The organism is Roseateles sp. YR242, from assembly GCF_900109745.1.
Taxonomy (GTDB): Bacteria; Pseudomonadota; Gammaproteobacteria; order Burkholderiales; family Burkholderiaceae_C; genus Roseateles.
Map to the genome: position 1 here is coordinate 105,728 of NZ_FOAV01000007.1, position 25,007 is coordinate 130,734.

Consider the following 25,007-nt stretch of genomic DNA (forward strand, 5'->3'; position numbering starts at 1 on the left):
AGCGCCGAATCCAGCGGTCGCTGTTTCAGTGTGAAGAAGAACGCCCGGCTTCTGCCGGGCGTTTTGGTTGGTAAATGAAATAGTCAGGACGGGGAAGCGCCCGCAGCGGGGCCGTCATGGAAGAGAGGTCGCCGCATCAATGCGCGCCCAGCACCCGCAGCAGGTCCTCGCCGTAGGCTTCCAGCTTCTTGGCGCCCACGCCGCTGATGCCGGAGAGTTCCTCCAGGCTGCGTGGATGCTGCCGGGCCATTTCCGCCAGGGTGACGTTCTGGAAGATGACATAGGCGGGCAGCCCATGCTCCCGGGCCACCTCCGCCCGCCAAGCCTTGAGCGAGTTGAAGCGAAATTGTGCGTCCGGTGCCAGTTCCGGATCCACCAGCGTGGCACGTTTGCCGCTTGTGCCGGTCCGGCTGGTTTTGCCCTTGCGTGCCGGCGTGGTGGGCTGGCGCAGCAGCAACTGCACCTCACCCTTGAGCACCGCCCGGGCGGATTCAGTCAGCGAGATGGTGTGGAACTCCCCTTCCGTCACCACGTGCCCCAGCGCAATCAGCTGGCGCAGCACCGCGCGCCACTGCTGCTCGCCCAGGCTGGCGCCAATGGCCCAGGTGGACAGATGCTGATGGCCGTACTGGCGCACCTTCTCCGTCTCCTTGCCGCGCAGCACATCGATCAGGTGACCGGCACCAAAACGCTGGCCGCCGTTCTGGCGAAAACGATAGATGCAGGACAAGGCCATGCGCGCCGATTCGGTGGCGTCCCAGGTGGCCGGCGCATGCAGGCAGTTGTCGCAATTCCCGCAGGGCTCGCTCTCCTCGCCGAAATACGCCAGCAGCCGCTGGCGGCGGCAGTCGGTGGCCTCGGCCAGCGCGAGCAACGCGTCCAGCTTGCCGCGCTGAACCTGTTTGAACTCCTCGGTAGAGGGGCTCTCGTCGATCATGCGGCGCTGGTTCACCACGTCTGCCAGCCCGTAGGCCATCCACGCCTGGGCGGCTTCACCATCCCGGCCGGCGCGGCCGGTTTCCTGGTAATAACCTTCGATGTTCTTGGGCAGGTCCAGGTGGGCCACAAAGCGGACGTCCGGTTTGTCGATGCCCATGCCAAAGGCCACCGTGGCCACCATCACGATGCCGTCTTCCCGCAGGAAGCGGTCCTGGTGGCGCCGGCGGATGTCGCTGTCCATGCCGGCGTGATAGGCCAGGGCGGAGACGCCCTCGGCACGCAGCCACTCGGCGGTCTCTTCAACCTTCTTGCGGCTCTGGCAGTACACCACCCCGGCGTCGCCGTCGTGGTCTTCCTGGATGAAGCGCAGCAGCTGTTCCTTCGGCTTGTCCTTCTCCACAATGAGATAGCGGATATTGGGCCGGTCGAAGCTGGCGATGAAAACCCGCGAGTCCTGCAGTTGCAGCCGCTCGATGATGTCGGCACGGGTGATGTCGTCGGCCGTGGCCGTCAGCGCAATGCGCGGGACATCCGGAAAACGTTCATGCAGCAGGTTCAGCGACAGGTATTCGCTGCGGAAGTCATGGCCCCACTGGCTCACGCAGTGCGCCTCATCGATGGCGAACAGGCTGAGCAGCCCCCGCTCATGCAAGGAGGTGAGCTGGGCCAGGAAACGCGGGGTATTGAGCCGCTCCGGTGCGGCGTACAACAGCGAAAGCCGCCCGGCGAGCATTTCACGCTCGATGTGCTGGGCTTCCTCCTGGGACTGGCTGGAATTCAGGAAGGCGGCGTGAACACCGGCTTCTTCCAGCGCGCCCACCTGGTCATGCATCAGGGCGATCAGTGGGCTGACCACCACCGTGACGCCGTGGCCGGCGCGTTGCCGGACGATGGCCGGCACCTGGTAACAGAGGCTTTTGCCCCCGCCGGTGGGCATCAGCACCAGGGCGTCGCCGCCTTGGGTGACGTGGTCAACGATCTCGGCCTGCTGGCCGCGGAACGCGCTATAGCCGAACACCTCTTGCAGGATGTTGATCGGAACGGGATGATGCTTCGGCGGACTCATGGAGCCCGCGATTGTCCAGGAGAAAGCCCGACCGGGTGATGGCACGAATGCCGGACCGGTCAAAGGACGCCCGCCAACCCCATTTGGTGGGCTTCGGAGCAGCCATTCCATGATCTCTCCCCCGCTACCCCCTGACGAAAACGTCCGTCTGGCCACCTTACGGGTGCTCCAGATCCTGGACACCGGCCCGGACGAGCGGTTCGACCGGATCACCCGCATGGCCAAACGCATCTTTCAGGTGCCGATTGCCCTGGTCAGCCTGGTGGATGCGGACCGTCAATGGTTCAAGTCCGCCCAGGGTCTGGCGATTTTTGAGACGCCGCGCGACATCTCCTTCTGCGGCCATGCCATCCTTTCCGATGACATCCTGCTGGTGCCGGACTCGCATCGGGACCCGCGCTTTGTGAACAACCCCCTGGTCACGGGGCCACCCCATGTGCGGTTCTATGCGGGCTGTCCGGTGCGCGCGCCGTCCGGACACCGGTTGGGCACCTTGTGCCTGATCGACCAGGAACCCCGGGGGTTCGACCTGGACGACCAGACCACCCTGCGCGATCTCGCCTACATGGTGGAACAGCAGTTCGCCGGGCTGTACGGCGCCATGGTGGACGAACTGACCGGCCTGGCCAACCGGCGCGGCTTTGACTCCCAGGCCGGGCATGTCCTGGCCCTGTGCCAGCGCAAGGGGTTGCCGGCCACGTTGCTGTTCTTTGACCTGGACCGTTTCAAGCAGGTCAACGACCACTATGGTCACGCCGAAGGGGACTGGGCGCTCAAGGCCTTTGCAGACCTGATGCGGACCTGTCTGCGGTCCTCGGACGTGGTGGCACGCAACGGCGGTGACGAATTCGTTGCCCTGCTGAGTGGCACCGCCATCCATGACCAGGTGCGCGCCCTGGAACGGCTGCAGATCCAGCTCGACGCATTCAATCAGCGCTCCCAACGGGGTTACGCCTTGGCGTTCAGCGTGGGCAGCGCGGCGATGGAGGCCGGCCAGCCCAGGGAGCTGGAGGCGTTGATGGCCGAGGCGGATGCCGCCATGTACCGGAACAAGCAGGCCCGGCAGCAAGTTGCCTGAAAAGCGCAGGAAGTTCCACCAACCCGTGCAGGTGGGGCCAGACGGCATAATTGCGGTCAGCGCCGCCGCGCCGCCCAGTGGGGCCCGGGCGGCTCACTATTTTTGAACCATACGCAAGCGGACGGCAACCATGGCCTCGGTCAACAAAGTCATCATCCTCGGCAATCTCGGCCGTGACCCTGAACTGCGCTACACCCCCAGCGGCAGCGCGGTGTGCAATGTGAGCATCGCCACCACCCGCAACTGGAAGAGCCGCGAAGGCGGTGAGCGCCAGGAAGAAACCGAATGGCACCGTGTGGTGTTCTATGACCGCCTGGCCGAAATCGCCGGTGAGTACTTGAAGAAGGGCCGCCCGGTGTATGTGGAAGGCCGCCTGAAGACCCGCAAGTGGCAGGACAAGGAAGGCAAGGACAACTACACGACCGAAATCATTGCCGAAACCATGCAGCTGCTGGGCGGCCGTGATGGTGGTGATGAGATGGGCGGTGGCGGTGGTGGTGGCTACAGCCGCGAACGCAGCGCTGGCCGTGAATCCGGCGGTGGCCGTGAGTCGGCTGGCGGCAGCGGCCGTGATGCCGGTGATTTCGACAGCCCGCGCGCACCCGCGCCCCGCAGCGCGCCGCGTCCCGCACCGGCCCCCGCGGCCAAGCCGGCGACCGGTTTTGATGACATGGACGACGACATTCCGTTCTGATCCCTGCTACATCGGCGGCAAGCCCGGTTCGCATCCTGCTAGCCGGGCTTTTGTTTTTCGCCGCTGTTTTTGAATTAGCGCAAGTCCGGCGCTGGCCACTGGAACGCCTATGCATCCCTGGCCTAGCATTGCGCTGGCTGTGCTCTGAATTGAACTGATGAAGTCTCGCCGCTTGATTCTGGCTTCGGTGCTCTCGCTGACCGTGATGGTCGGTGCTGTTGGCACCTTGCTCCTGCTTCGCCCACATCTGGCCACCATCGGCTGGGTGGTGTCATCCAAGGCATTCGGCCTGACGGCCTTGGTGGCGCTTTATCTGGCGTTCGCCCTGGGTCGTTATGTCATGCTGCGGCAATCGCGCCGGGTGAGTGGGTTTCGGTCCGGGCCCGGGTGATAGTTGCCCGGCACCAGATCTCATTTCCGCAAGAGACCATTCCCGCAGACTCAGGCATTCCATTGAAGACGGTGTAATGGCTATTGCTGGCCACTCGCTGAATGTACTGAGCGCCTGTTTGTGTCTGCACGCATCGACTTTTATTTGCTAGCGTGACAGAATCGTCAGTGCAAAGAACGCAGCAGCATAAACCGCGTCTTTGTTAGCGATTCCTTTCCAGGAATCGCCGGGGAGGAATAACCACAGTTGCCTACTTGCCTGCCCCTCGAAGCGTGCGGCGAGTTGCCGTCTGCGCGTCTGTCTGTGCCTCTGTCAGGGAGAGCGCGCGAAATTTGGCCTTTGATCTTGTCGAATAAGCCCGGCTGGAAGCCAAAAAACAAGCCAAAGTAATATGACGCAACTGAATTTAAGATTGCCGTTGTTGGCCAAGGTCACCATTGATGCCGGCATATTAGAAGATATCGGACGTGTCGCGCAGCAATATGCGTACGGAGACCGCGTCGGAAAAAACAGACGAGTGGCATTGGCGCTATATTTGGCTGGTGCCAATCTCGGGGACGCTGAGATGGCGTGGCGTGCCGCAGATGCATATGAATACGGAGAGGGCATAAAAAAGTGTCCGGAAGAATCTCTCCGCTTATTGAAGCTGGCAGCTAAGCTAGGTTCTGCTGGCGCGGCCACGTCGTTGGCGGCTTCATATTGGCAGCACGCCAAAACTCCACAGGAGCGTGCAGAGGGTGTGAAGCTTTATAAACGCGCAGCCCGCTGTGGCGAGCCCAACGCAATTCACAACCTTGGGGTGTGTTATTCAACCGGTGTTGGCCTGAGTAAAAACTTCAAAAAAGCGTATGACCACTTTCAATTGGCCGCAGAACGGGGACATCTCGAAGCACAATTCAAAGTAGGGTGGTGCCTGCTCCACGGAGAAGGAGTAGAGAAAGATATCCCTCAGGCGAAGAAAAGCTTGAGACAGGCAGCGAAGCAAGGGCACCCAGACGCGGCAAGGCTTCTTAAAACACTAGGGTCACCCGCAGACGAACGGGCAGGCGCCCATCATTCGTGAACTAATTCGCGAACCACCTCCGCCGTTACGTCCGCTTTCCCCTGCCCCAAATCCGCCGCACGAAACTGCCGGCATGAAAGCCGCCACCCTGGCTGCGTTGCTGAGCGCAGCCGTCATCTTGACGCCGCCGGCCGTTGCCGCGCCGTGTGATCTGAACCTGCGTACCGAGCAGGTGCTGAAGCAATTGAATGCCTTGCGAGCCCAGGCACGTGTCTGCGGCAAACAGGCCATGGGGGCTGCCGCACCGCTGCGTTGGCAGCCCACGCTGGTGGATGCCGCCTCTCGTTACGCGGCCGAGCTTTCCGGCCGCGACAAGCTCACCCACACCAGCCTGTCCGGGGCCACGTTGGCTGAACGCCTGGACGCCGCGCGTTATCCGATGCGCCTGGCTGGTGAGAACCTGGCTTCCGGGCCGGATTCCATCGAGGAAGTGATCGGGCTGTGGTTGCAGAGCCCCGGCCATTGCGAGAACCTGATGGGCGCGGACTTCACCGAAGTGGGCCTGGCCTGCGACATCCGCGAAGGGCATCAAGCCCAGCCATATTGGGTGCTGGAGCTGGGCCGGCCGCGCAACATCCGCCCCATCCAGGCAAGTGCCCAGCTTTCGCAGGTGCCCGAAGGGCTGTTGCCCAGCGACGGCCCCGCAGTCCGCTGATGGCGCGGTCCTGAAGAACCTCCTGCAAGCCCGGGCCGCTCCAGTCCAGACACGCCCACAAGCCGTTCTTGCCCAACGCCTTTCCCGCTGAAGGTGTGGGCGCCCTCTCGGCACCCCGGCTCAGATCCACCCCAGATCAATCGCCCGAAGGACCGCCTGCGTCCGGTCCCGCACACCCATCTTGGCGAACACCGACGAGCAGTGGTTCTTGATCACGCCTTCGCTGTTGCCCAGCAGGGCCGCGATCTCGGTATTGCTGCGCCCGCTGGCCACTAGCCGCAACACCTGAAGCTCCTTCGGGCTCAACGGCTCCGGCTCCGGCGTGGCGCTGAAAGCGCGCTCCATCGGTGCGCGCTCCATACGTTCTGTCAGCAGCGGCCTGAGTGCCGTGCCACCCCCCACCACATCATGCAACGCCTGCACCAGCGTGTCCGGACTGATGGCCTTGAGCAGGAAACCACGGGCGCCCGCGCGCACCGCTTCATCAAAGGCCACCGTGTCATCAAACGTGGTGAGCAGCACCACCGGAATCTTGAGGGCCCGTGCCGCCAGCGCCCGGATCAGGCCAATGCCGTCCAGCCGTGGCATGCGCATGTCCGAGAGAATGATGTCGGGCTGTTCACGCGCCAGCAGTTCCAGCGCCTCCGCGCCGTCGGCGGCCTCGCCGACCAGGCGGATGTCCTCATGCAGCGCCAGCAGACCCTTGAGGCCTTCGCGCACCAGTTGCTGGTCCTCCACCAGCAGCAGTTTGATCGTTTCGCTCATCTCGCTTCTCCTCAAGGCCTCGACCTCAAACTCAACGTGCTGTTGCCAGATCCAGGCAGACACCAGGCAGACAGACACCAGGTAAACCTCAGGCAAACCGTGGGCAATCCAGCTCGATCAGGAACCCCGGATGGTGCCGCAGCACCCGCATGGCCCCCCCCAGCTCGGCCATGCGTTCCTGCATGCCCTTCAAGCCGTTGCCTTCGCGCAATTTCCGTGTGCCCCGCCCATTGTCGTCAACCAGCACACGAACCTGCATGGATTCACCTTCACCCATGACGGTCAGGGTGACCCGCACGTGGGTGGCGCTGGCATGGCGCACCGCATTGGTCACGGATTCCTGTACGCAGCGCAGCAAGGCGTGGGCGCAGCGCGGGGAAAGATCCTGCGCTACCGGGTCCAGGCTCAGTTCGATCTGGGTACTGGCAATGCCCTCGGCGAGCGTGCGTAGCGCGGCTTCCAGGTTGATGCGCTGGCTCTCCCGCTCGCGGGAAACCGCGGCACGCACCTCGGCCAGCAGGCCGGCGGCGCCGAGGCGGGCCTTTTCCACCGCCTGGGCGGCGCCAGCGTCGTCGTGCCGCTTGAGCAGGGCATCGCTGAGCTGCAGGTGCAGGTTGAGTGCGGTGAGGTGATGGCCCATGACGTCGTGCAGCTCTCGGGCCATGCTCAGACGCTCCGCATAACGCAGTTGCTCCACCTGAAGGCGTTCACCGCTGTCCCGTTCCGCCAGCATGGCCTGGAACCAGCGGCGGCGCTCGGCTTCGGTGGCCGCCAGCCGGCCCAGGCCGAAGGCCATGCCGTGCAGTGCCACCATGGAAATGGCCAGGCCCAGGCTGTTGAGCCACCAGGGCATGCCGGCAGTGAGTTGCTCGGTGCGCTGCGCTTCGCTGGGGAACAGCCAGTAGAGGGTGACGTTGATGACCACCTGGGCCAGCGCGAAGCCGAAGGCCTTGCGGACGTTGAGGATCAGCGTGCCCAGGACGGTGACGAGGAAAGGCAGGCCGGGGGTGACGAGCAGGGCCAGGGCGTCCAGGAGGACGACGTGGCGCAGGGCGTTGCGCGGCGGCAGGTCCAGGTGGCGTTGGCGGGCAATGCGCCAGAAATGCCAGGCAAAGGCCGCCACCAGCGCCAGGCAGGTGAGGACGAAGGGGGCGTCGTGGGTGTCGCCACCCATGCGGCGGTAAAGGCTGGCCAGCACCCCGTCATAGGGCTCGGTGGGGTGGCCCATGAGGCCCCAGGCCGCGGAAGCCAGCTCCAGCAGGCACACCGCAAGGGCGGCAATGCGCAGCACAAAGGCGGGCTGGGCGATGCGGGCGAGGAGGCGGTCCAAGGCGGGGGGCGGTTTCCGGGAAGTCCGCTAGCGTGCCACAAAGCGCTGGATTTCAGACGTGTGAGTGGTCACGCCACCTGCTCAATTCACGGGCGGCGTGCTGACGATCACCCCACCGCCGAGGCAGACCTCGCCGTCATAGAGCACCGCGCTCTGGCCAGGCGTCACCGCCCACTGAGCCTGCGGAAAGTCCAGCCGGATCTGACCGTCGCCGGGGGTGAGGGCACAGGCCGCATCCGCCTGCCGGTAACGGGTCTTCGCGCCATAGCCGCCAAAGGCGGGTGCTTCATCCGTCCAGCTGAGGTCGTTGGCCACCAGGCTGTGGCTTTGCAGCAGCGGGTGCTCATGGCCCTGCACCACCACCAGCGTGTTGGTCTCCAGATCCTTGCGGGCCACAAACCAGGGTTCATGTTCTCCGCCCCCCCGTGCGGCCCCCTTTTCCTTGATGCCACCAATGCCCAGACCCTGGCGCTGCCCCAGGGTGTAGAAGGAGAGGCCGACGTGTTCGCCCAGCTTGCGCCCCCGGTCGTCCTTGATCGGGCCGGGCTTGTGGGAGAGGTAACGGTTGAGGAACTCCCGGAAGGGCCGCTCGCCGATGAAGCAGATGCCGGTGGAGTCCTTCTTCTTGGCATTGGGCAGGCCGATCTCTTCCGCCAGGCGGCGCACCTCGGTCTTGGGCAGTTCGCCCACCGGGAAGATGGTCTTCTGCAGTTGGGCCTGATTGAGCCGATGCAGGAAGTAGCTCTGGTCCTTCAAGGGGTCCAGCCCCTTGAGCAGTTGCACCCGGCTGCCCACCTCCCGCACGCGGGCGTAGTGGCCCGTGGCGATCTTCTCGGCGCCCAGGCGCATGGCGTGGTCGAGGAAGGCCTTGAACTTGATCTCGGCGTTGCACAGCACGTCCGGGTTGGGCGTGCGGCCGGCCTGGTATTCGCGCAGGAACTCGGCAAAGACGCGGTCCTTGTATTCCGCCGCGAAGTTGACGTGCTCGATCTCGATGCCAATGACGTCGGCCACCGCCGCCGCATCCACGAAGTCGATGTTCGAGGAGCAGTACTCGCTGTCGTCGTCGTCTTCCCAGTTCTTCATGAAGATGCCGACGACCTCATGCCCCGCCTGCTTGAGCAGCCAGGCGGAAACGGCGGAATCAACACCGCCGGACAGTCCGACGACGATGCGTTGCTTCTTGGGATTCATGCCGCCGATTGTCCGCCATGCCGCCCGCCGTCGCCCGGCTGGGGGCTTGGCCGGGTGCGCACGTGCGTTCTGTCACGAACCGGGGGGCCTCCCCACGGTCCACCCCACCGACTCCGCCCTCTGTAGGCAAACCACCGACACGGCTTTGCGCCACCGCTCACAACCGCCACCGGTTTCGCTGACTCCCGCCGCCCGGGCGGCCGCCGCAAACTGGCAGCACAAGGGAGTTCCATCATGAATGTTGTGATCGTTGAAGGTTCCATCACCATCCGTGCCCAACTGCAGGCTTTGCTGGCGCGAGAAAAACGCATCCACGTGGTGGGCGAGGCGGCCGACGAACAAAGCGCGATCCAGGTCATCGCCCAGACCCAGCCGGACGCCGTGCTGATGGACCTGGCCCTGCAGCCCGGAAGCGGCCTGCGTGTGTTGCGCGCCATCCGTCAGCTCGGCTGCGGTGCCCGCGTGATCGTGCTGAGCAACAGCTATTACGAGGAGATGCGCCGGGCCTGCTCGGAACACGGCATCTCCGGCTTCTTCGACAAGAGCTGCCAGGTGGAGTCCGCGCTGGACCTGCTGCGCAGCTGGCTGCCCCCGATCTTTGCCGACGAGCCCGAACGCCTGGCTGCCGTCCATGAAGTGGACGTGCGGGCCCTGGCCTTCCCGGCCTTCGACGAATTGGCCGACCTTGCCTGCGACATCAGCGGCAGCGGCATGGCGGCCATCAGCCTGATCAATGCGGATCTGCAACGCTTCATCGGCACCTCCGGCCTGACCATCGGCCAGTTGCCGCGCTCACGCGGTTTCTGCGCGCAGATCCTGCATGAAGGTCCGCTGGTGGAGGTGCCCGATACCTGGCACGACGCCCGATTTGCCGACCACCCATTGGTGCAGGGCGCGCCCTACGTGCGCTTTTACGCCGCCGTCCCGCTGGCCCTGTCCGGTGGTGAGGTGGTGGGCAGCCTGTGCGTGCTGGACCGCCTGCCGCGCCGCCTGCGCGAGCGTCAGCGTGAAGCCTTGCTGACTCTCTCCCGCTGCGCCATCAACGAACTGGAATCCACCCGCCGCCATTCCGAGCGGCTGGACCAGGCGATCACGGCGGCGATGGCGCTTTGAGACATCTCGACATCACGCCCGCGCACGGGCGGATCGGCCTAACGCCCGCGCGCCCGCCCGATCAGTGATGCACGGGGGGCTCGTACAGCGATGGATGGGTATACAACGCATCCAGCGGCAGCCGCCGCCCGGCGGCATGGTCCTCGATGCACTGCAGCACCAGCGGGCTGCGATGCCGGTCGCGGCAGGCCCGCACTTCCTCCAGCGTCATCCACAAGGTGCGCTGTATCGGCGCGTCAAACGCCCGCCCCGGAATCTGCTCTCCCACATCACCCACAAAGGCGACCCGCACATAGGTCACGTCCTGGCCACGGGCGGGGCGCAGGAATCGGGACATGTACATGCCCAGCCAGGCGGTCGCAGTGAAGTCGCGCGCGGTCTCTTCCAGCACCTCGCGGATGACGCCCTCCACGGGTGACTCGCCCTGTTCCAGATGCCCGGCGGGATTGTTGAGCAGCAGCCCCTCGGAGGTCTGTTCCTCCACGAGCAGGTAACGGCCGTCGCGTTCAATCACGGCGGCGACGGTCACGCTGGGCTTGAAGCGTTCGGTCATGGGTCTCCTCAAGTCGATGGATGCTGTTGCAGGCCGGCCACCACCAGCCGGGTGATGAGCGTCTCGGCCTGCTTGAAGTCCTTGGGCTCCAGCTCGGGTTTGCCGAGCAGCAGCGCGAATTGCGCGCCCAGTTCCGCGTAGGCCTGGGTCGTGGACCAGATGATGAACATCAGGTGGGTGAAATTGAGCTTGGCGATGCGGCCCTGCCGGGCCCAGCGCTCGAAGGTCTTCACATCTGCCTGCAGCAGTGGCTGCACGCGGGCCTGGATGACATCGGCATAACGCGGCGCGCCGGCGATGACCTCCTTGGCAAAGATCTTGGCGCCGGTCGGCCGCTCCAGGGAGTTGCGCACCTTGGCTGCGATGTAGGCGCTCACGGCCGCCTCCGGGTCCTCCGCCGCCGAGAGCGCCCCCATGCCGGCCAGCCATTGATCCAGCACGTCGTCCAGCACGCGCCGGTACAGCGCGTCCTTGCTGGGGAAGTAATACAGCAGGTTGTGGCGGCTGATGCCCACTGCGGCAGCAATCGTCTCCAGCGACGCGCCCTCGAAGCCGAACTGCGCAAACTGACGCTCGGCCTCCACCAGGATGCGCTGCTCCTTCTGCACACGTGTGGCGCGGACAGGACGTTGCTCCAGAAGGTCGGCTTCTTTCATGGGCCGCCATTGTGCTCGTTCTTGATGACGGTCCCGGCGGCAGGGCCCCCTCGTTTGTGCGATGACGGGGCACGGAATCCCCAGGCCGGGGCGTTGCTACGGTGATGGCGGCGCGACGGTGGTGCATCGCGTCACAAAAGAAGGGGTCATGCACCCGGATGGGTCGATCCCATCGGGGCTGTCGTCGATCGGTGCTTTTCGCGAGCGCGGGAAATCACCAACTGGTCAAAACTTACCAACCAGTAAAACATGGCGACGCCCCAACACGAGAGAGCCTTCCATGTCCGTCACCCCCAGTGCCGACGGCCGCCATCTCAGCGACGGATTGGTCGCCGGCCGGCTTGACGATGCGCAGTACGACCAGCACTTCTCCGATGCGCACCCGCCGCTCACACGGGCCCAGGCGCTGGTGGAGGCGGAACGCTGCTATTACTGCTTCGATGCCCCGTGCACACAGATCTGCCCGACCGGCATCGACATTCCCAGCTTCATCCACCGCATCGCGCAGGAGAACCTGCGCGGCGCCGCGCAGACCATCCTGGAGTCGAACCCGCTGGGCGGCATGTGCGCACGCGTCTGCCCCACCGAGCAGCTGTGCGAGCGTGATTGCGTGCGCATGGCCAAGGACGGCAAGCCCGTGGAGATTGGCCTGCTGCAGCGCTTCGCCACGGATGCGCATTTCGAGAATCCCGGCGCCCCGCTGTTTCAGCGTGCCGCATCCACGGGCCGCCGTATCGCTGTGGTGGGTGCCGGCCCGGCCGGCCTGGCTTGCGCCCACGGTCTGGCACGCCGTGGCCACGAGGTGTTCCTCTACGAGGCGCGCCCCAAGCTGGGTGGCCTGAATGAATACGGTCTGGCCACCTACAAGACGGTGGATCAGTACGCCCAACGCGAGATCGACTGGCTGCTGTCCATCGGCGGCATCACGCCCCGCTGTGATCAGCAACTCGGCCGGGACTTCACGCTGGACGGCTTGCTGGCGAGCCACGATGCCGTCTTCCTCGGCCTGGGGCTGGGCGGGGTGAACGCCCTGGGCATCGCCGAACCCGCGCTGCCCGGGCTCATGAACGCGGTGGACTTCATCGCCACGCTGCGCCAGAACGCACCGGCCACCGTGCCGGTGGGGCGCCGCGTGGTGGTGGTGGGTGGCGGCATGACCGCCGTCGATGCGGCCGTGCAGGCCCGGCTGCTCGGCGCGGAGGAGGTCAGCATCGTCTACCGCCGTGGCCGCGAGTCCATGTCCGCCTCCACGGTGGAACAGGACTGGGCGCTGAAGAACGGCGTGCGGCTGCTGACCTGGATGGCGCCGGTGGCGGTTGAAGGCGAGGGCGGCCACCTCACCGGCGTGCAGGTGGCGCGGACCCTCATGAATGACGGGAAGCTGCAGCTCACGGAGGACCACCTTCACCTGCCGGCCGACATGGTGCTCAAGGCCATCGGACAAAGCTTCCTGCCCCAACCCCTGGGCGATGCCCTCGAACGACGCGCCGGTCGCATCCTGACCGACGAGGACGGACGCACGTCGCTGAGCCGCGTGTGGGCCGGTGGCGACTGCCGTTTCGGTGGCCAGGACCTGACGGTCGAAGCCGTCGAACACGGCAAGCGAGCCGCCGTGTCCATCGATGCAGACCTGCGCATGAACGCTACCCACGCCCCCGGCAGCGGGACTGCCCTCGCAGCTGCTGGCGCCGCCTCTGCGGCATCTGCAGCATCCGCAGCATCTGTCGTTGGCCTCAGCGCCTGACCCGGGAGACCACGATGGCCGACATCAGCAGCAACTTTCTGGGCATCCGCAGCCCCAACCCGTTCTGGCTGGCCTCCGCGCCGCCGACCGACAAGGAGATCAACGTCGTGCGGGCCTTCGAGGCCGGCTGGGGCGGGGTGGTCTGGAAGACCCTGGGCGAGGACCCGCCCGTGGTCAATGTGCATGGACCCCGCTACGGCACGCTGCTGGGCGCCGACCGGCGTGTGCTCGGCCTCAACAACATCGAGCTGATCTCGGACCGGCCGTTGCAGACCAACCTGGAGGAGATCCGCCGCGTGAAGCGCGCCTGGCCGGACCGCGCCATGATCGTGTCGCTGATGGTGCCTTGCGAGGAGCAGAGCTGGAAGTCCATCCTGCCGCAGGTGGAGGACACCGGCGCGGACGGCATCGAACTCAACTTCGGCTGCCCGCACGGCATGAGCGAGCGCGGCATGGGCGCGGCCGTGGGCCAGGTGCCGGAATACATCCAGATGGTCACGGCCTGGTGCAAGCATTACTCCAGATTGCCCGTGATCGTGAAGCTCACGCCCAACATCACGGATATCCGCCAACCCGCCCGCGCCGCTGCCGCCGGGGGCGCCGACGCCGTCTCGCTGATCAACACGATCAACTCGGTGATTGGCGTGGATCTGGAGCGCATGGTGATGAGCCCCTCCACCGCAGGCTGGGGCTCCCATGGCGGCTACTGTGGCCCGGCGGTCAAGCCCATCGCCCTGAACATGGTGGCCGAGATCGCCCGGGACCCGGCCACCACCGGCCTGCCCATCTCCGGCATTGGTGGTGTCAGCACCTGGCGCGACGCCGCCGAGTTCATCGCCCTGGGCGCAGGCACGGTGCAGGTCTGCACCGCCGCCATGGTGTATGGCTTCAAGATCGTGCAGGACCTGTGCAGTGGCCTGGAAAACTTCATGGACCAGCAAGGCTACGCCACGCTGGACGACATGCGGGGCCGCGCCGTGTCCACGGTGAAGAACTGGAACCAGCTCAACCTGCAGCATGTCGAGAAGGCAGTGATCAACCAGGACAGCTGCATCCAGTGCGGCCGCTGCCACGTGGTGTGCGAGGACACCTCGCACCAGGCGATCTTCGCCACCACCACGCCGGGCGCGCGCCGCTTCGAGATCAACGAGGCCGAATGCGTGGGCTGCAATCTCTGCGTCTCGATGTGCCCGGTGCCGGACACCATCACGATGCGGGTGCTCAAGCCCGGCGAGGTGGACCAGCGGACCGGCCATGCCGTCAGCGCTGACTACGCCAACTGGACCACCCATCCCAACAATCCATCGCGGGTGGCCGCCTGAGCCTTCACGCCCCTCTGATCCCCGGGGCATGACCCTTGCATGGATGTTGCACCGGCCCGCATGCCATCGCAGTCCCTTTCCCAACCCAGCAGGGCCCCCAAGGAGAAACGCATGAGCAGCAGTTCCGACCAGCAGCGCTCACAGGCGCTGTGGAATGCCGACCTGGCCCCCACCACGGCCGCTCAGCGCACCTGGCGCTGGTGGCACTTTGCCGCGCTGTGGGTGGGCATGGTGATGTGCATCCCCGCCTACACGCTGGCGGCCAGCCTGGTGGAGTCCGGCATGTCCGCCGGCCAGGCGGTGCTGACGGTGTTCCTGGGCAACCTCATCGTGCTGGTGCCCATGCTGCTGATCGGCCATGCCGGCGCACGTTACGGCATTCCCTATGCGGTTCTCGCCCGCGCCGCGTTCGGCACCCGTGGGGCCCGTCTGCCTGCCTTGCTGCGGGCGTTGGTGGCCTGCGGCTGGTACGGCATCCAGACCTGGTTCGGCGGCATGATGATCCACACGCTGGCTGGCGTGCTCATCGGCCATCCGCTGGGTGGCGAACCGCTGCCCGGCCTGGACATCAGCCTGTCCCAGCTGCTGTGCTTCCTGCTGTTCTGGGGGCTGCAGTTCTATTACGTGCTGCATGGCATCGAAGCCATCCGCAAGCTGGAGACCTGGACGGCGCCGATCAAGATCCTGATCTGCCTGGTGCTGCTGTACTGGGCTTACAGCAAGGCAGGGGGCTTCGGGCCCGTCCTGGACCAGCCTTCCGCCTTCTCGCCGGGCGGCAAGAAGGAAGGCCAGTTCGCTTCGGTGTTCTGGCCCTCGCTCACCGCCATGGTGGGTTTCTGGGCCACGCTGGCGCTCAACATCCCGGACTTCACCCGTTTCGCCAAGACACAACGCGATCAGCTCATCGGCCAGACGCTCGGCCTGCCCGCGCCCATGGGGCTGCTGGCGGGGCTGGCGGTGATCGTGACTTCCGCCACCGTGGTCATTTACGGCAAGGCCATCTGGGATCCGGTGGACCTGGCCAGCCGCATGACAGGGGCCGCCGTGCTCATCGCGCTGGTGGTGCTGCTGGTGGATACCGTCAGTGTGAACCTGGCGGCCAACCTGGTCGGGCCAGCGTATGACTTCTCCGCCCTGAACCCGGCGCGCATCAGCTATCGCATCGGCGGCATCGTCACCGCCGCCATCGCCATCCTGATGATGCCCTGGAAGATCCTGGCCTCCACGCAGGGCTACATCTTCACCTGGCTGATCGGCTACTCCGCGCTGCTAGGCCCTGTCGCCGGGATCCTGATCGTTGATTACTACGTGATCCGACGCACCCGCCTGGAGGTGGACGAGCTCTATCGCGATCAGGGCGCCTACAGCTACCGGGGCGGCTGGAACTGGGCTGCGGTACTGGCCTTTGTGTTGGGCGTGGCTCCCAACGTCCCGGGATTCCTCCATGCTGCCTTCCCCTCGGCCTTCCCGTCCGTCGGTGAATCCTTCCAGCAGCTCTACACCTACGCGTGGTTTGCGGGCCTGGCCATCGCGGCGGTGGTTTATTACCTTGCCATGCTGGGTCGGGTCCGTGCACCTGTACTGAAACAAGCTTGAAGCCAGCTGGAAGCAGGCGCCCCCCGATCGCATCGCAGCCAAGGAGACTCCCATGAACCCTACCGCCCTTTTCATCCGTGGCGCCACGGTGGTGAATGCCGACCGCCAGTTCGAGGCCGATGTGTTGACTCTGGGCGGACAGATCGCCGCCGTGGGCCCGCGTGCGCAGGCGATGGCGCCCAGCCACGCCCAGCACATCGATGGCAGCGGCCAATACCTGCTGCCCGGCGGCATCGATCCCCACACGCACATGCAGCTGCCGTTCATGGGCACTGTCACCATGGACGACTTCTTCACCGGCACCGCTGCAGGCCTGGCGGGCGGCACCACCACCATCATCGACTTCGTCATCCCCTCACCGAAGGAGCCGCTGCTCGATGCCTACTGGAAGTGGCGCGGCTGGGCCGAGAAGGCGGCGTCGGACTACGCCTTCCACGTCGCGATCACCTGGTGGGACGAGACCGTGCACGATGACATGGGCCGCCTGGTGGCCGAGGAGGGCGTGAACAGCTTCAAGCACTTCATGGCCTACAAGAACGCCATCATGTGCGACGACGAGACGCTGGTGAACAGCTTCCGCCGCGCCCTGGCGCTGGGGGCGATGCCCACAGTGCACGCGGAAAACGGGGAACTCGTCTACCTGCTGCAGCAGGAGGTGGCGCGCATGGGCATCACGGGGCCGGAGGGGCACCCCTTGTCCCGCCCGCCGATGGTGGAGGGCGAGGCCGCCCACCGCGCCATTGCCATTGCCGACGTGCTGGGCGTGCCGATCTACGTGGTGCATGTCTCCTGCATCGAGTCGGCCGAGGCCATCGCGCGTGCCCGGGCGCGTGGGCAGCGGGTGTTCGGCGAGGTGCTGGCGGGGCACCTGCTCATTGATGAAAGCGTTTATCGGGACCCGGACTTCACCCGCGCCGCCGCGCATGTGATGAGCCCGCCCTTCCGCTCGAAGGAGCACCAGGAACACCTGTGGCGCGCCCTGCAGGCAGGCACCCTGCACACCACCGCCACCGACCACTGCACCTTCTGCGCCGCCCAGAAGGCGGCCGGCCGGCAGGACTTCGCCAAGATCCCCAATGGCTGCGGCGGCGTGGAGGAACGCATGACGGTGCTGTGGGACGCCGGTGTCAATACCGGACGCCTCACGCCCAGCGAGTTTGTGGCCGCCACGTCCGCCAACGCAGCCAAGCTGTTCAACATGTACCCGCGCAAGGGCTGCATCACCGAGGGAGCGGACGCAGACCTGGTGCTCTGGGATCCAGAAGGCCACAAGACGCTCTCTGCCAGCACCCAGCATTCCAAGGGCGATTTCAACCTGTTCGAGGGCCGTGAGGTGCGCGGTATCCCCCGGGTGACGATCAGCCAGGGCGAGGTGGTCTTCATCGACGGTGAGTTGCGCGCGCGCCAGGGTGCCGGCCGCTACCTGAAGCGACCGCCGTTCGGCCCGCAATTCGATGCCCAGAAGCGCCGCAACCTGGATCTCACCCCCACTGCGGTTGTCCGCACCTGAACCTTCCGGAGAGCCGACATGACCTCGCTGCAAACCTTGCGTGTGAACGGATCCCGCCTCTGGGATTCATTGATGCAACTGGCCCGCATCGGTGCCACCGAGAAAGGGGGCGTGTGCCGTCTGGCCCTCACCGACCTGGACCGCCAGGGCCGTGACCTCGTCACCCGCTGGGCCCGCGAGGCCGGCCTGACGGTCACGGTGGACCAGATCGGCAATGTTTTCATGCGCCGCGAAGGGCTCAACCCGGCCTTGCCGCCGGTGATGACGGGCAGCCACATCGACACCCAGCCGACCGGGGGCAAGTTCGACGGGAACTATGGCGTGCTGGCCGGCCTGGAAGTGGTGCGCACGCTCAATGACCATGGGGTGCAGACCGAAGCGCCCATCGAGGTGGTGTTCTGGACCAATGAGGAAGGGTCCCGGTTCGTCCCGGTGATGATGGGCTCCGGGGTCTTTGCGAACGCGTTCACGCTGGACCATGCCTATGCCGCCACCGACGTGGACGGCAAAAGCGTCAAGGACGAGCTGACGCGCATCGGCTATGTGGGCAGTCAGACGCCGGGCGACCATCCCATCGGCAGCTATTTCGAAACCCACATCGAGCAGGGCCCGGTGCTGGAGGACCACGGCAAGACCATCGGTGTGGTGACCGGTGTGCTGGGCATCCGCTGGTATGACTGCATCGTGACCGGCATGGAGGCGCATGCGGGCCCCACACCCATGGCGCTGCGCAAGGATGCGCTGCAGGTGGCCAGCCGGCTGATGCAGGAGGTGGTGGCCTGTGCGCATCGGCATCCGCCTCATGGTCGGGGCACGGTCGGCATGGTGCAGGTGCATCCCAACAGCCGCAACGTCATCCCGGGCCGGGTGAAATTCAGCATCGACCTGCGCAATGCCACTGATGCGCTGTGTGAAGCGATGGATGCGGACATCCGCGCCCGGGCCGCTGCGTTGGCGGCCGAGACCGGCCTGTCCATCGAGATCCACCCGGTGAGCGCTTACCCGGCGCAGCCGTTCCATGGCGACTGCATCCAGGCGGTGGCCTCGGCGGCCGAGGCGCTGGGCTACAGCAGCATGCCGGTGGTGTCGGGCGCGGGGCATGACGCGGTCTACATGGCGCGGCTGGCGCCAGCCGGCATGATCTTCATCCCGTGCAAGGACGGCATCTCCCACAACGAGATCGAGGACGCGCAGCCCGATCACATCGAGGCGGGGTGCAACGTGCTGCTGCGGGCCATGCTGGAGCGGGCGAGGCTGGTGCAGGGTTGAAGGGCCTATGGCCTATCAACGCATGGGCGCCGAGGAGCCCATGAACGCAAAAAGGGCCCCGACGAGGGGCCCTTTTGCATCAGGGGTGCCGATGTCGGCTCAGCGGTGATCGCGATCCGGACCGCGGTCGTCGCGACGGTTGTCATGTCGATCGTCGCGGCGGTCATCACGGCGGTCATCGCGACGGTCGTCCCGGCGGTCGGGACCACGGCCGTGGTCCGGGCCACGATGGTCGTCACGATATTCCGGGCCACGCGGGCCAGGGCCGCCGTGCGGGTGGTCGCGGCGATATTGCGGCGCATAGACGTTGCTGTACCAGTTGTCGCGCACGAAATACACCGGACGGCCGCAGGCACCGTACTGGCCGCAGTAGCGCTTCCAGTTCTTCTGGTGGCCCGGAGGCACACGCAGGTAGACGGGCGGCGGAGGAGCGGCCACGCGCTCAATGATCATCGGTTGGGCGTAGACCACTTCCGGGCGGGTGTTGCCGATGTCGATCTGGCCATAGAAGCCCGGCTGGCCAATGCTGACGGAGACGCCAACATCCGCAGCTTGGGAAAGGACCGGTGCCGCCAGAGCGGTCACGGCCAATGCGGAGGAAACAAGAATGTGCTTGAGCATGGTGGCTCCTTTCTACACCCAATTAACGTGCGGCTCGGACTCCGGTGGACCGGTTCACACAACTCGGTACAGCATGTAGTTTTGTTTCAGAAGGCCATCCTACCCCGGCGTCATAGTGAAATCCCTGTCACCAGGGTGCGCCATTCGCACGAATCCCGCCGTTAAGCTAGGGCACCTCTGCATGACGCCCGCAAGCCGAGGCAGCCCCGATCCGGGATGGGGCGCAAGTCGCCACTCACAGCACTGAACGAAGCGTGCGACCCAGGCGTCTTGCCCTGCGGGCACGGTGGGATGCTGCTTCCCGCACTCAGACTTGGAGGAGTTCCAGATGCTGATCGGTGTACCGCGTGAAACCGCGGCCGGGGAAACCCGTGTCGCCGCCACACCGGAGACGGTGAAGAAGCTGGTGGCGCAAGGGCACCGCGTGCTGGTGGAGGCGGGTGCCGGCGTCCAGGCCAGTGCCACCGACGAGGCCTATGTCGCCGCTGGCGCGGAGGTGGGCAGCTCGGCGCAGGCCCTGGGGGCCGATCTCGTGCTCAAGGTGCGGCCCCCCGGTCCGGACGAGTGGCCCGCCTTCAAGCGTGGCGCCGCCCTGGTGGGCATGCTCAACCCATTTGACCGAGACGGCCTGCAACGGCTGGCGGACGCCGGCCTCACCGCCTTTGCGCTGGAGGCCGCGCCGCGCACCACCCGGGCGCAGAGCATGGATGTGCTGTCCAGCCAGGCCAACATTGCCGGGTACAAGGCGGTGATGCTGGCCGCCTTCCACTACCAGCGTCTGTTCCCGATGCTGATGACAGCCGCCGGCACCATCAAGGCGGCACGGGTGGTCGTGTTGGGAGTCGGCGTCGCTGGTTTGCAGGCCATTGCCACCGCCAAGCGGCTGGGCGCGGTCATCGAGGCTTCGGACGTGCGGCCCTCGGTCAAGGAGCAGGTCGAGTCCCTGGGCGCCAAGTTCATCGACGTGGCGTTCGAGACCGCCGAAGAGCGGGAAGCTGCGGAGGGGGTAGGCGGTTACGCCCGGCCCATGCCGCCCAGCTGGCTGGCGCGCCAGCAACTGGAGGTGGCCAAACGCGTGGCGCAGGCGGACGTGGTGATCACCACGGCGTTGATTCCTGGCCGCGCAGCGCCCGTGCTGGTGACCGAGGAGATGGTTCGCGCCATGAAGCCCGGGTCGGTGATTGTGGACATCGCCGCGCCGGCCGGTGGCAATTGCCCGCTGACCGAGCCGGGGCGAACCGTGGTCAAGCACGGGGTCACGCTGGTCGGCGAGACCAACCTGCCAGCGCTGGTGGCGGCCGATGCCTCCTCGCTGTATGCCCGCAACGTGCTGGACTTTCTCAAGCTGGTGCTGACCGGCGAAGCCGGCGTGACCCTGCCGCCGGACGACGACATCGTCACCGCCTGCCTGGTGGCGCATGAGGGCCGTTTGCTTCGCAGTTGATCTCTTGCCCAGCGTCTTCTGTCAATCCTGGAGGTTTCCGATGGATGTCGTTTCTCCCACCTTGATCAACCTCACGATCTTTGTGCTGGCCATCTACGTGGGCTACCACGTGGTGTGGACCGTGACCCCCGCACTGCACACGCCGCTGATGGCGGTGACCAACGCGATCTCCGCCATCGTCATCGTGGGGGCCATGCTGGCCGCGGCGCTGACCGAGACCACGCTGGGGCAGGTCATGGGCACCGTGGCAGTCGCCCTGGCCGCAGTGAATGTCTTCGGGGGTTTCCTGGTCACGCGGCGAATGCTGGAGATGTTCAAGAAGAAAGAGCGCAAGTAGATCGGCGGCTCGTCCACCGAGTGCCTTGTCCGACCCCCCCGCAGGGATGCGTTACCCACCGCGAATGACCGCGATTAGGAGCTAGCTGCCCATGTCCATGAATCTCGTCACGCTGCTGTACCTGGTGGCCAGTGTCTGTTTCATCCAGGCGCTGAAGGGCCTATCCCACCCCACCACTTCCATCCGCGGCAATGTGTTTGGCATGGCCGGCATGGCCATTGCGGTGTTCACCACCGGCGCGCTGATCGTCAAGCTGGCGGGCGGGCATGCCGGCGGTTTTGGCCTGGTGCTGGCCGGGCTGGTGATGGGCGGCGGTGTCGGTGCGGTCATGGCGCAACGGGTGGAGATGACCAAGATGCCGGAACTGGTCGCCTTCATGCACAGCATGATCGGCCTGGCGGCCGTGTGCATCGCGGTGGCGGCCGTGGCCGAGCCGCATGCGCTGGGCATCGCGCAGCCGGGCGAGCCGCTGCCCGGAGGCAACCGGATCGAGCTGGCGTTGGGCTGCTTCATCGGCGCGGTGACGTTCTCCGGCTCCGTGATCGCATTTGGCAAGCTCAGCGGCAAATACAAGTTCCGCCTGTTCCAGGGCGCCCCCGTCGCCTTCGCCGGGCAACACTGGTTGAACCTGGCGCTGGGCGTGGCGGCGCTGTTCTTTATCTTCGGCTTCTGGCATTCGCAGAGCTGGACGGACTTCGTGCTGGTGGCGGTGCTGGGTTTTGCGCTGGGCGTGCTGCTCATCATCCCCATCGGCGGCGCGGACATGCCGGTGGTGGTGTCCATGCTCAACAGCTATTCCGGCTGGGCGGCGGCCGGTATCGGCTTCTCCCTCAACAACAGCATGCTGATCATTGCCGGCTCGCTGGTGGGCAGCTCGGGCGCCATCCTGAGCTACATCATGTGCAAGGCGATGAACCGCTCGTTCTTCAACGTGATCCTGGGAGGCTTCGGTGCGGAGGCCAGCGCCAGCACCGGCACGGCCGTGCAGCGCAACGTCAAGAGCGGCAGCGCGGACGATGCCGCCTTCATCCTGGGCAATGCCGAGAGCGTCATCATCGTGCCCGGGTATGGCCTGGCGGTGGCACGCGCCCAGCATGCGGTCAAGGAACTGGCCCAGAAGCTGATCGACAAGGGCGTGACGGTGCGGTATGCCATCCACCCCGTGGCCGGCCGCATGCCTGGCCACATGAACGTGCTGCTGGCGGAGGCCGAGGTGCCTTATGACCAGGTGCACGAGATGGAAGACATCAATGCGGAATTCGGCCAGACGGATGTGGCCATCATCCTCGGCGCGAACGACGTGGTGAACCCCGCAGCCCTGCAGAAGGGCTCGGCCATCTATGGCATGCCCATCCTGGAGGCCTACAAGGCCCGCACCATCATCGTGAACAAGCGATCCATGGCTGCTGGTTATGCCGGCCTGGACAACGAGCTGTTTTACATGGACAAGACCATGATGGTCTTCGGCGACGCCAAGAAGGTCGTTGAAGCCATGCTCAAGGCCGTGGAGTGAGCCTTGATGTCGGCTACGGGCGCACGCCGGCTGGTCCTGCTGCTGGCGCTGCCGGTGGCCCTGCTGTGGGTGGTGCACCTGCTCTCGCAGCAATACGGGACCTCGTTGCCGCCGCAAGTGGTGCGCCTGACCGAGGCGCATCTGCTGGCGGGCAGTGCGCTCGACCCCGCACAGGTGCCTGGCGCGTCACAGGCCAGTGCGCCGCTGACCGATGACGTTCGGCCGTCAGCCGCATCGTCCCCCCAGGTCTTCGGGCGTACGTTGCGGCCATTGCCGCTGCAGATCCATGAATCCGAGGCACCAGGCCCCTTGTGGTTCGCCATGGACTTCCGTCTGGCGCAGGCAGCGGAGCAACCGTACTGGCTGGTGATTCAGCATCGGCCAGCGGCCAGCATCTACCTCGACGGCCAGTTGCTGGCGCATTCCAGCATGGGCCAGGGCTTCTCGGCCGAGGATGAGGACGACATGGCGCAACGCGGCCTGCTGCTGGCTGGACGACGCATGCAGGTCAGCATTCCTCCGGCATTGCTGGGCGCTGGTGTCCACCGGCTGAGCGTGCGCCTGGCCAGACCTGGCTTCGAAGGGGCAGGCCTGTCAGCGCCCCTGCTCGGGCCGGCGCCGCAAATGCGTTCCCTGCAGGAAGGGCGGCGCTTCTGGCAGGTGGTCCGGGTGACGACGGCGCTCATCGGCCTGGCCATCGGGCTGTTCATGGTGCTGGTGTGGCTGGCCCTGCGGCAGGAGTGGCTGTTTGGGGTCACCGGGCTCTTCTGCCTGTGCCTGGCGTTGCTGCTGTCGCCCTATCTGCTCAACGGCGCCTTGCTGCCTGCGCCGTGGTGGCGCGTCACGCTAGATGTGGCCGACGTGGTGGCCAAGGCGTTGCTGCTGTTTCTGGTGGCACGGTTTACCGGCCACGATGAACGCTGGCTGCTGGTGGTGGTGATTGCCTATCTGGTGGCGGGCACCCTCATCGACGGCACGGCGGCCCTGATGGGATGGAGCTGGACGGACTTCCGCACGCCCTGGCCCTGGTGGGCCTTGGGCAGCCGCCTGCTGGTGCTGCTGGGCGCCGCCCTGCTGGCCGCGCGGGCCGCCCTGGTCAGCCGGCAGGGCGCCCCGCTGGTGGGGGCCCTGGCGGTGGCCTTGTCGGGTTGGGTGTGGCTGTATGTCAGCTACTTCTCGCTGGTGGCGTCCCAGCAGCTGAATGTGGTGGACATCAACGTGATCGGCCATGCCGTGCTGATTGCGATGGCCGGCGTGGCGTTGCAGCGCCGTTTTGTCCGGTCGCTGCGAGACCAGGCTGAGGCGCGCACCGTGCTGGAACGCGCCCTGGATGACCGCACGCGAGAGCTGGAAGCGCGCTGGCTGGAACTGCAGGACAGCGAGCGCCAGCGAACGGCGGCCCAGGAGCGTGAACGCCTGTTGCAGGAGATGCATGACGGCCTGGGCTCCCAGCTCGTCACCGCGCGCCTCAGTGCTGAACGTGGCGTGCCGTCGGAAGCCTTGGTGGAGGTGCTGGATGAATGCATTCGCGAGATGCGCCTGACCGTGGATGCACTGGCCGTGACCGATGGGGATCTGACCCTGCTGCTGGCCAACCTGCGCCACCGCATGGGGCCGCGTCTGGGCGCTGCGGGGCTGGCGCTGGACTGGCAGTTGGCAGATGTTCCACTGGTGCCGGTGCTGCGGGGCACGGGCGGGCGCGAACTGATCCGCATCGTGCAGGAGTGCCTCAGCAACGTGATCCACCACGCCCGCGCCACGCGGGTGCGCTTTGCCACGCAAGTCGATGCGGATGGTGCGGGTGTGGCGCTCACCATTGCCGACGACGGCTGTGGTCTGCCCGATCAACTGCGGCAGGGTAACGGCCTGCGTGGCATGCGCCGCCGCGCCGAGCGCATCTCTGCCCGCATCGAATGGCGTGTGCCGACCGACAGCCCCGGAGGGCCTGGCACGGAACTGATGGTGTGGATGCCGCTGCGCTGACCCAAGAAGCGCAGGATTGACCTTGCGCAAAGTTCGCGACGCTACTGAGTAGTGAACCCACCCTAGTTCGTACGGTTCTGGTTTCATCTGTCCCCATCAAAGTCGCATTTGTTGCCGTTCGGTGGCTGTTGTGCGGTCTATCGAATCCCCTGATGGGGCATGCGCAGGGAT

The 25,007-nt window shown here is 65.8% G+C and carries 22 protein-coding genes; 15 read left to right on the forward strand and 7 right to left on the reverse strand.

The window, feature by feature from the left end:
- Positions 1-136: 136 nt before the first annotated feature.
- Positions 137-2,005 carry a DNA helicase RecQ gene (gene recQ, locus BMY53_RS14815; protein ID WP_092947260.1) on the reverse strand — a complete coding sequence of 623 codons (1,869 nt, stop codon included), beginning with the start codon at positions 2,003-2,005 and terminating at the stop codon, positions 137-139.
- Positions 2,006-2,114: 109 nt separating this feature from the next.
- Here recQ and BMY53_RS14820 point away from each other — a divergent pair, with 109 nt between their 5' ends.
- The 5 genes from BMY53_RS14820 (at position 2,115) to BMY53_RS14840 (ending at position 5,886) form a co-directional block, all read left to right on the forward strand.
- On the forward strand, positions 2,115-3,083 hold the full coding sequence (locus BMY53_RS14820) for a sensor domain-containing diguanylate cyclase (protein ID WP_092947261.1): 969 nt from the start codon (positions 2,115-2,117) through the stop codon (positions 3,081-3,083).
- Between the two features lie 130 nt (positions 3,084-3,213).
- Positions 3,214-3,777 carry a single-stranded DNA-binding protein gene (locus BMY53_RS14825; protein WP_092947262.1) on the forward strand — a complete coding sequence of 188 codons (564 nt, stop codon included), beginning with the start codon at positions 3,214-3,216 and terminating at the stop codon, positions 3,775-3,777.
- A 157-nt stretch (positions 3,778-3,934) separates the two neighbouring features.
- Entirely contained in the window at positions 3,935-4,168 is a 234-nt protein-coding gene (locus BMY53_RS14830) for a hypothetical protein (RefSeq protein ID WP_092947263.1), read from the forward strand.
- A gap of 391 nt (positions 4,169-4,559) precedes the next feature.
- Positions 4,560-5,231 carry a tetratricopeptide repeat protein gene (locus BMY53_RS14835; protein WP_092947264.1) on the forward strand — a complete coding sequence of 224 codons (672 nt, stop codon included), beginning with the start codon at positions 4,560-4,562 and terminating at the stop codon, positions 5,229-5,231.
- A gap of 73 nt (positions 5,232-5,304) precedes the next feature.
- Positions 5,305-5,886: a CAP domain-containing protein gene (locus tag BMY53_RS14840; RefSeq protein ID WP_092947265.1), complete on the forward strand. Its 582-nt coding sequence runs from the start codon at positions 5,305-5,307 to the stop codon at positions 5,884-5,886.
- Between the two features lie 120 nt (positions 5,887-6,006).
- Here the strand turns inward: BMY53_RS14840 and BMY53_RS14845 are convergent, their stop codons facing one another.
- The 3 genes from BMY53_RS14845 to mnmA form a co-directional block, all read right to left on the reverse strand.
- Positions 6,007-6,651: a response regulator gene (locus BMY53_RS14845; RefSeq protein ID WP_092947266.1), complete on the reverse strand. Its 645-nt coding sequence runs from the start codon at positions 6,649-6,651 to the stop codon at positions 6,007-6,009.
- Between the two features lie 88 nt (positions 6,652-6,739).
- Entirely contained in the window at positions 6,740-7,981 is a 1,242-nt protein-coding gene (locus BMY53_RS26715) for a sensor histidine kinase (protein ID WP_092947267.1), read from the reverse strand.
- Between the two features lie 81 nt (positions 7,982-8,062).
- Entirely contained in the window at positions 8,063-9,175 is a 1,113-nt protein-coding gene (mnmA, locus tag BMY53_RS14855; RefSeq protein WP_092947268.1) for a tRNA 2-thiouridine(34) synthase MnmA, read from the reverse strand.
- Between the two features lie 234 nt (positions 9,176-9,409).
- Here mnmA and BMY53_RS14860 point away from each other — a divergent pair, with 234 nt between their 5' ends.
- Positions 9,410-10,288, forward strand: coding sequence for a response regulator (locus tag BMY53_RS14860; protein ID WP_092947269.1), 879 nt, complete (start codon positions 9,410-9,412; stop codon positions 10,286-10,288).
- 61 nt (positions 10,289-10,349) lie between these two features.
- Here BMY53_RS14860 and BMY53_RS14865 read toward each other — a convergent pair whose 3' ends face one another.
- Both BMY53_RS14865 and BMY53_RS14870 read right to left on the reverse strand, forming a co-directional pair.
- The gene (locus tag BMY53_RS14865; protein ID WP_092947270.1) at positions 10,350-10,841 is read right to left on the reverse strand and encodes an NUDIX hydrolase; all 492 of its coding nucleotides are present in this window, start codon (positions 10,839-10,841) and stop codon (positions 10,350-10,352) included.
- Positions 10,842-10,849: 8 nt separating this feature from the next.
- A complete protein-coding gene (locus BMY53_RS14870; RefSeq protein WP_092947271.1) occupies positions 10,850-11,497 on the reverse strand; it encodes a TetR/AcrR family transcriptional regulator in 648 nt (215 codons plus the stop codon).
- Between the two features lie 280 nt (positions 11,498-11,777).
- Between BMY53_RS14870 and BMY53_RS14875 the strand changes: the two genes are divergently transcribed.
- From BMY53_RS14875 to BMY53_RS14895, 5 genes are all read left to right on the forward strand, one after another.
- Positions 11,778-13,241 (forward strand): NAD(P)-dependent oxidoreductase, encoded by a 1,464-nt coding sequence (locus tag BMY53_RS14875; RefSeq protein WP_092947272.1) that lies wholly within the window; start codon positions 11,778-11,780, stop codon positions 13,239-13,241.
- A gap of 14 nt (positions 13,242-13,255) precedes the next feature.
- The gene (preA, locus tag BMY53_RS14880) at positions 13,256-14,563 is read left to right on the forward strand and encodes an NAD-dependent dihydropyrimidine dehydrogenase subunit PreA (RefSeq protein ID WP_092947273.1); all 1,308 of its coding nucleotides are present in this window, start codon (positions 13,256-13,258) and stop codon (positions 14,561-14,563) included.
- 111 nt (positions 14,564-14,674) lie between these two features.
- Positions 14,675-16,159, forward strand: a complete 1,485-nt coding sequence (locus tag BMY53_RS14885) for an NCS1 family nucleobase:cation symporter-1 (RefSeq protein ID WP_092947274.1) — start codon at positions 14,675-14,677, stop codon at positions 16,157-16,159.
- A 52-nt stretch (positions 16,160-16,211) separates the two neighbouring features.
- Positions 16,212-17,669: a dihydropyrimidinase gene (gene hydA / locus BMY53_RS14890; protein ID WP_092947275.1), complete on the forward strand. Its 1,458-nt coding sequence runs from the start codon at positions 16,212-16,214 to the stop codon at positions 17,667-17,669.
- A gap of 18 nt (positions 17,670-17,687) precedes the next feature.
- A complete protein-coding gene (locus BMY53_RS14895; protein WP_092947276.1) occupies positions 17,688-18,938 on the forward strand; it encodes a Zn-dependent hydrolase in 1,251 nt (416 codons plus the stop codon).
- Positions 18,939-19,037: 99 nt separating this feature from the next.
- On the opposite strand, the gene BMY53_RS14900 is transcribed toward BMY53_RS14895, so the two are convergent.
- Positions 19,038-19,559 carry a hypothetical protein gene (locus BMY53_RS14900; RefSeq protein WP_092947277.1) on the reverse strand — a complete coding sequence of 174 codons (522 nt, stop codon included), beginning with the start codon at positions 19,557-19,559 and terminating at the stop codon, positions 19,038-19,040.
- 328 nt (positions 19,560-19,887) lie between these two features.
- On the opposite strand from BMY53_RS14900, the gene BMY53_RS14905 reads away from it, so the two are divergent.
- The 4 genes from BMY53_RS14905 (at position 19,888) to BMY53_RS14920 (ending at position 24,836) form a co-directional block, all read left to right on the forward strand.
- On the forward strand, positions 19,888-21,003 hold the full coding sequence (locus BMY53_RS14905; RefSeq protein ID WP_092947278.1) for a Re/Si-specific NAD(P)(+) transhydrogenase subunit alpha: 1,116 nt from the start codon (positions 19,888-19,890) through the stop codon (positions 21,001-21,003).
- A gap of 40 nt (positions 21,004-21,043) precedes the next feature.
- A complete protein-coding gene (locus BMY53_RS14910; RefSeq protein WP_092947279.1) occupies positions 21,044-21,340 on the forward strand; it encodes an NAD(P) transhydrogenase subunit alpha part 2 in 297 nt (98 codons plus the stop codon).
- A 91-nt stretch (positions 21,341-21,431) separates the two neighbouring features.
- Positions 21,432-22,853, forward strand: a complete 1,422-nt coding sequence (locus tag BMY53_RS14915; protein WP_092947280.1) for an NAD(P)(+) transhydrogenase (Re/Si-specific) subunit beta — start codon at positions 21,432-21,434, stop codon at positions 22,851-22,853.
- Between the two features lie 6 nt (positions 22,854-22,859).
- Positions 22,860-24,836 carry a sensor histidine kinase gene (locus BMY53_RS14920; protein ID WP_092947281.1) on the forward strand — a complete coding sequence of 659 codons (1,977 nt, stop codon included), beginning with the start codon at positions 22,860-22,862 and terminating at the stop codon, positions 24,834-24,836.
- Positions 24,837-25,007: the final 171 nt, after the last annotated feature.

Coding starts and splice junctions, on each gene's coding strand:
- BMY53_RS14860 (WP_092947269.1), top strand. CDS start 9,410: ATGAATGTTGTGATCGTTGAAGGTTCCATCACCATCCGTGCCCAACTG.
- BMY53_RS14870 (WP_092947271.1), bottom strand. CDS start 11,497: ATGAAAGAAGCCGACCTTCTGGAGCAACGTCCTGTCCGCGCCACACGT.
- mnmA (WP_092947268.1), bottom strand. CDS start 9,175: ATGAATCCCAAGAAGCAACGCATCGTCGTCGGACTGTCCGGCGGTGTT.
- BMY53_RS14885 (WP_092947274.1), top strand. CDS start 14,675: ATGAGCAGCAGTTCCGACCAGCAGCGCTCACAGGCGCTGTGGAATGCC.
- BMY53_RS14865 (WP_092947270.1), bottom strand. CDS start 10,841: ATGACCGAACGCTTCAAGCCCAGCGTGACCGTCGCCGCCGTGATTGAA.
- BMY53_RS14835 (WP_092947264.1), top strand. CDS start 4,560: ATGACGCAACTGAATTTAAGATTGCCGTTGTTGGCCAAGGTCACCATT.
- BMY53_RS14830 (WP_092947263.1), top strand. CDS start 3,935: ATGAAGTCTCGCCGCTTGATTCTGGCTTCGGTGCTCTCGCTGACCGTG.
- BMY53_RS14900 (WP_092947277.1), bottom strand. CDS start 19,559: ATGCTCAAGCACATTCTTGTTTCCTCCGCATTGGCCGTGACCGCTCTG.
- hydA (WP_092947275.1), top strand. CDS start 16,212: ATGAACCCTACCGCCCTTTTCATCCGTGGCGCCACGGTGGTGAATGCC.
- BMY53_RS14895 (WP_092947276.1), top strand. CDS start 17,688: ATGACCTCGCTGCAAACCTTGCGTGTGAACGGATCCCGCCTCTGGGAT.
- recQ (WP_092947260.1), bottom strand. CDS start 2,005: ATGAGTCCGCCGAAGCATCATCCCGTTCCGATCAACATCCTGCAAGAG.
- BMY53_RS14905 (WP_092947278.1), top strand. CDS start 19,888: ATGCTGATCGGTGTACCGCGTGAAACCGCGGCCGGGGAAACCCGTGTC.
- BMY53_RS14920 (WP_092947281.1), top strand. CDS start 22,860: ATGTCGGCTACGGGCGCACGCCGGCTGGTCCTGCTGCTGGCGCTGCCG.
- BMY53_RS14910 (WP_092947279.1), top strand. CDS start 21,044: ATGGATGTCGTTTCTCCCACCTTGATCAACCTCACGATCTTTGTGCTG.
- BMY53_RS14840 (WP_092947265.1), top strand. CDS start 5,305: ATGAAAGCCGCCACCCTGGCTGCGTTGCTGAGCGCAGCCGTCATCTTG.
- BMY53_RS14915 (WP_092947280.1), top strand. CDS start 21,432: ATGTCCATGAATCTCGTCACGCTGCTGTACCTGGTGGCCAGTGTCTGT.
- BMY53_RS14875 (WP_092947272.1), top strand. CDS start 11,778: ATGTCCGTCACCCCCAGTGCCGACGGCCGCCATCTCAGCGACGGATTG.
- BMY53_RS14845 (WP_092947266.1), bottom strand. CDS start 6,651: ATGAGCGAAACGATCAAACTGCTGCTGGTGGAGGACCAGCAACTGGTG.
- BMY53_RS14825 (WP_092947262.1), top strand. CDS start 3,214: ATGGCCTCGGTCAACAAAGTCATCATCCTCGGCAATCTCGGCCGTGAC.
- BMY53_RS14820 (WP_092947261.1), top strand. CDS start 2,115: ATGATCTCTCCCCCGCTACCCCCTGACGAAAACGTCCGTCTGGCCACC.
- preA (WP_092947273.1), top strand. CDS start 13,256: ATGGCCGACATCAGCAGCAACTTTCTGGGCATCCGCAGCCCCAACCCG.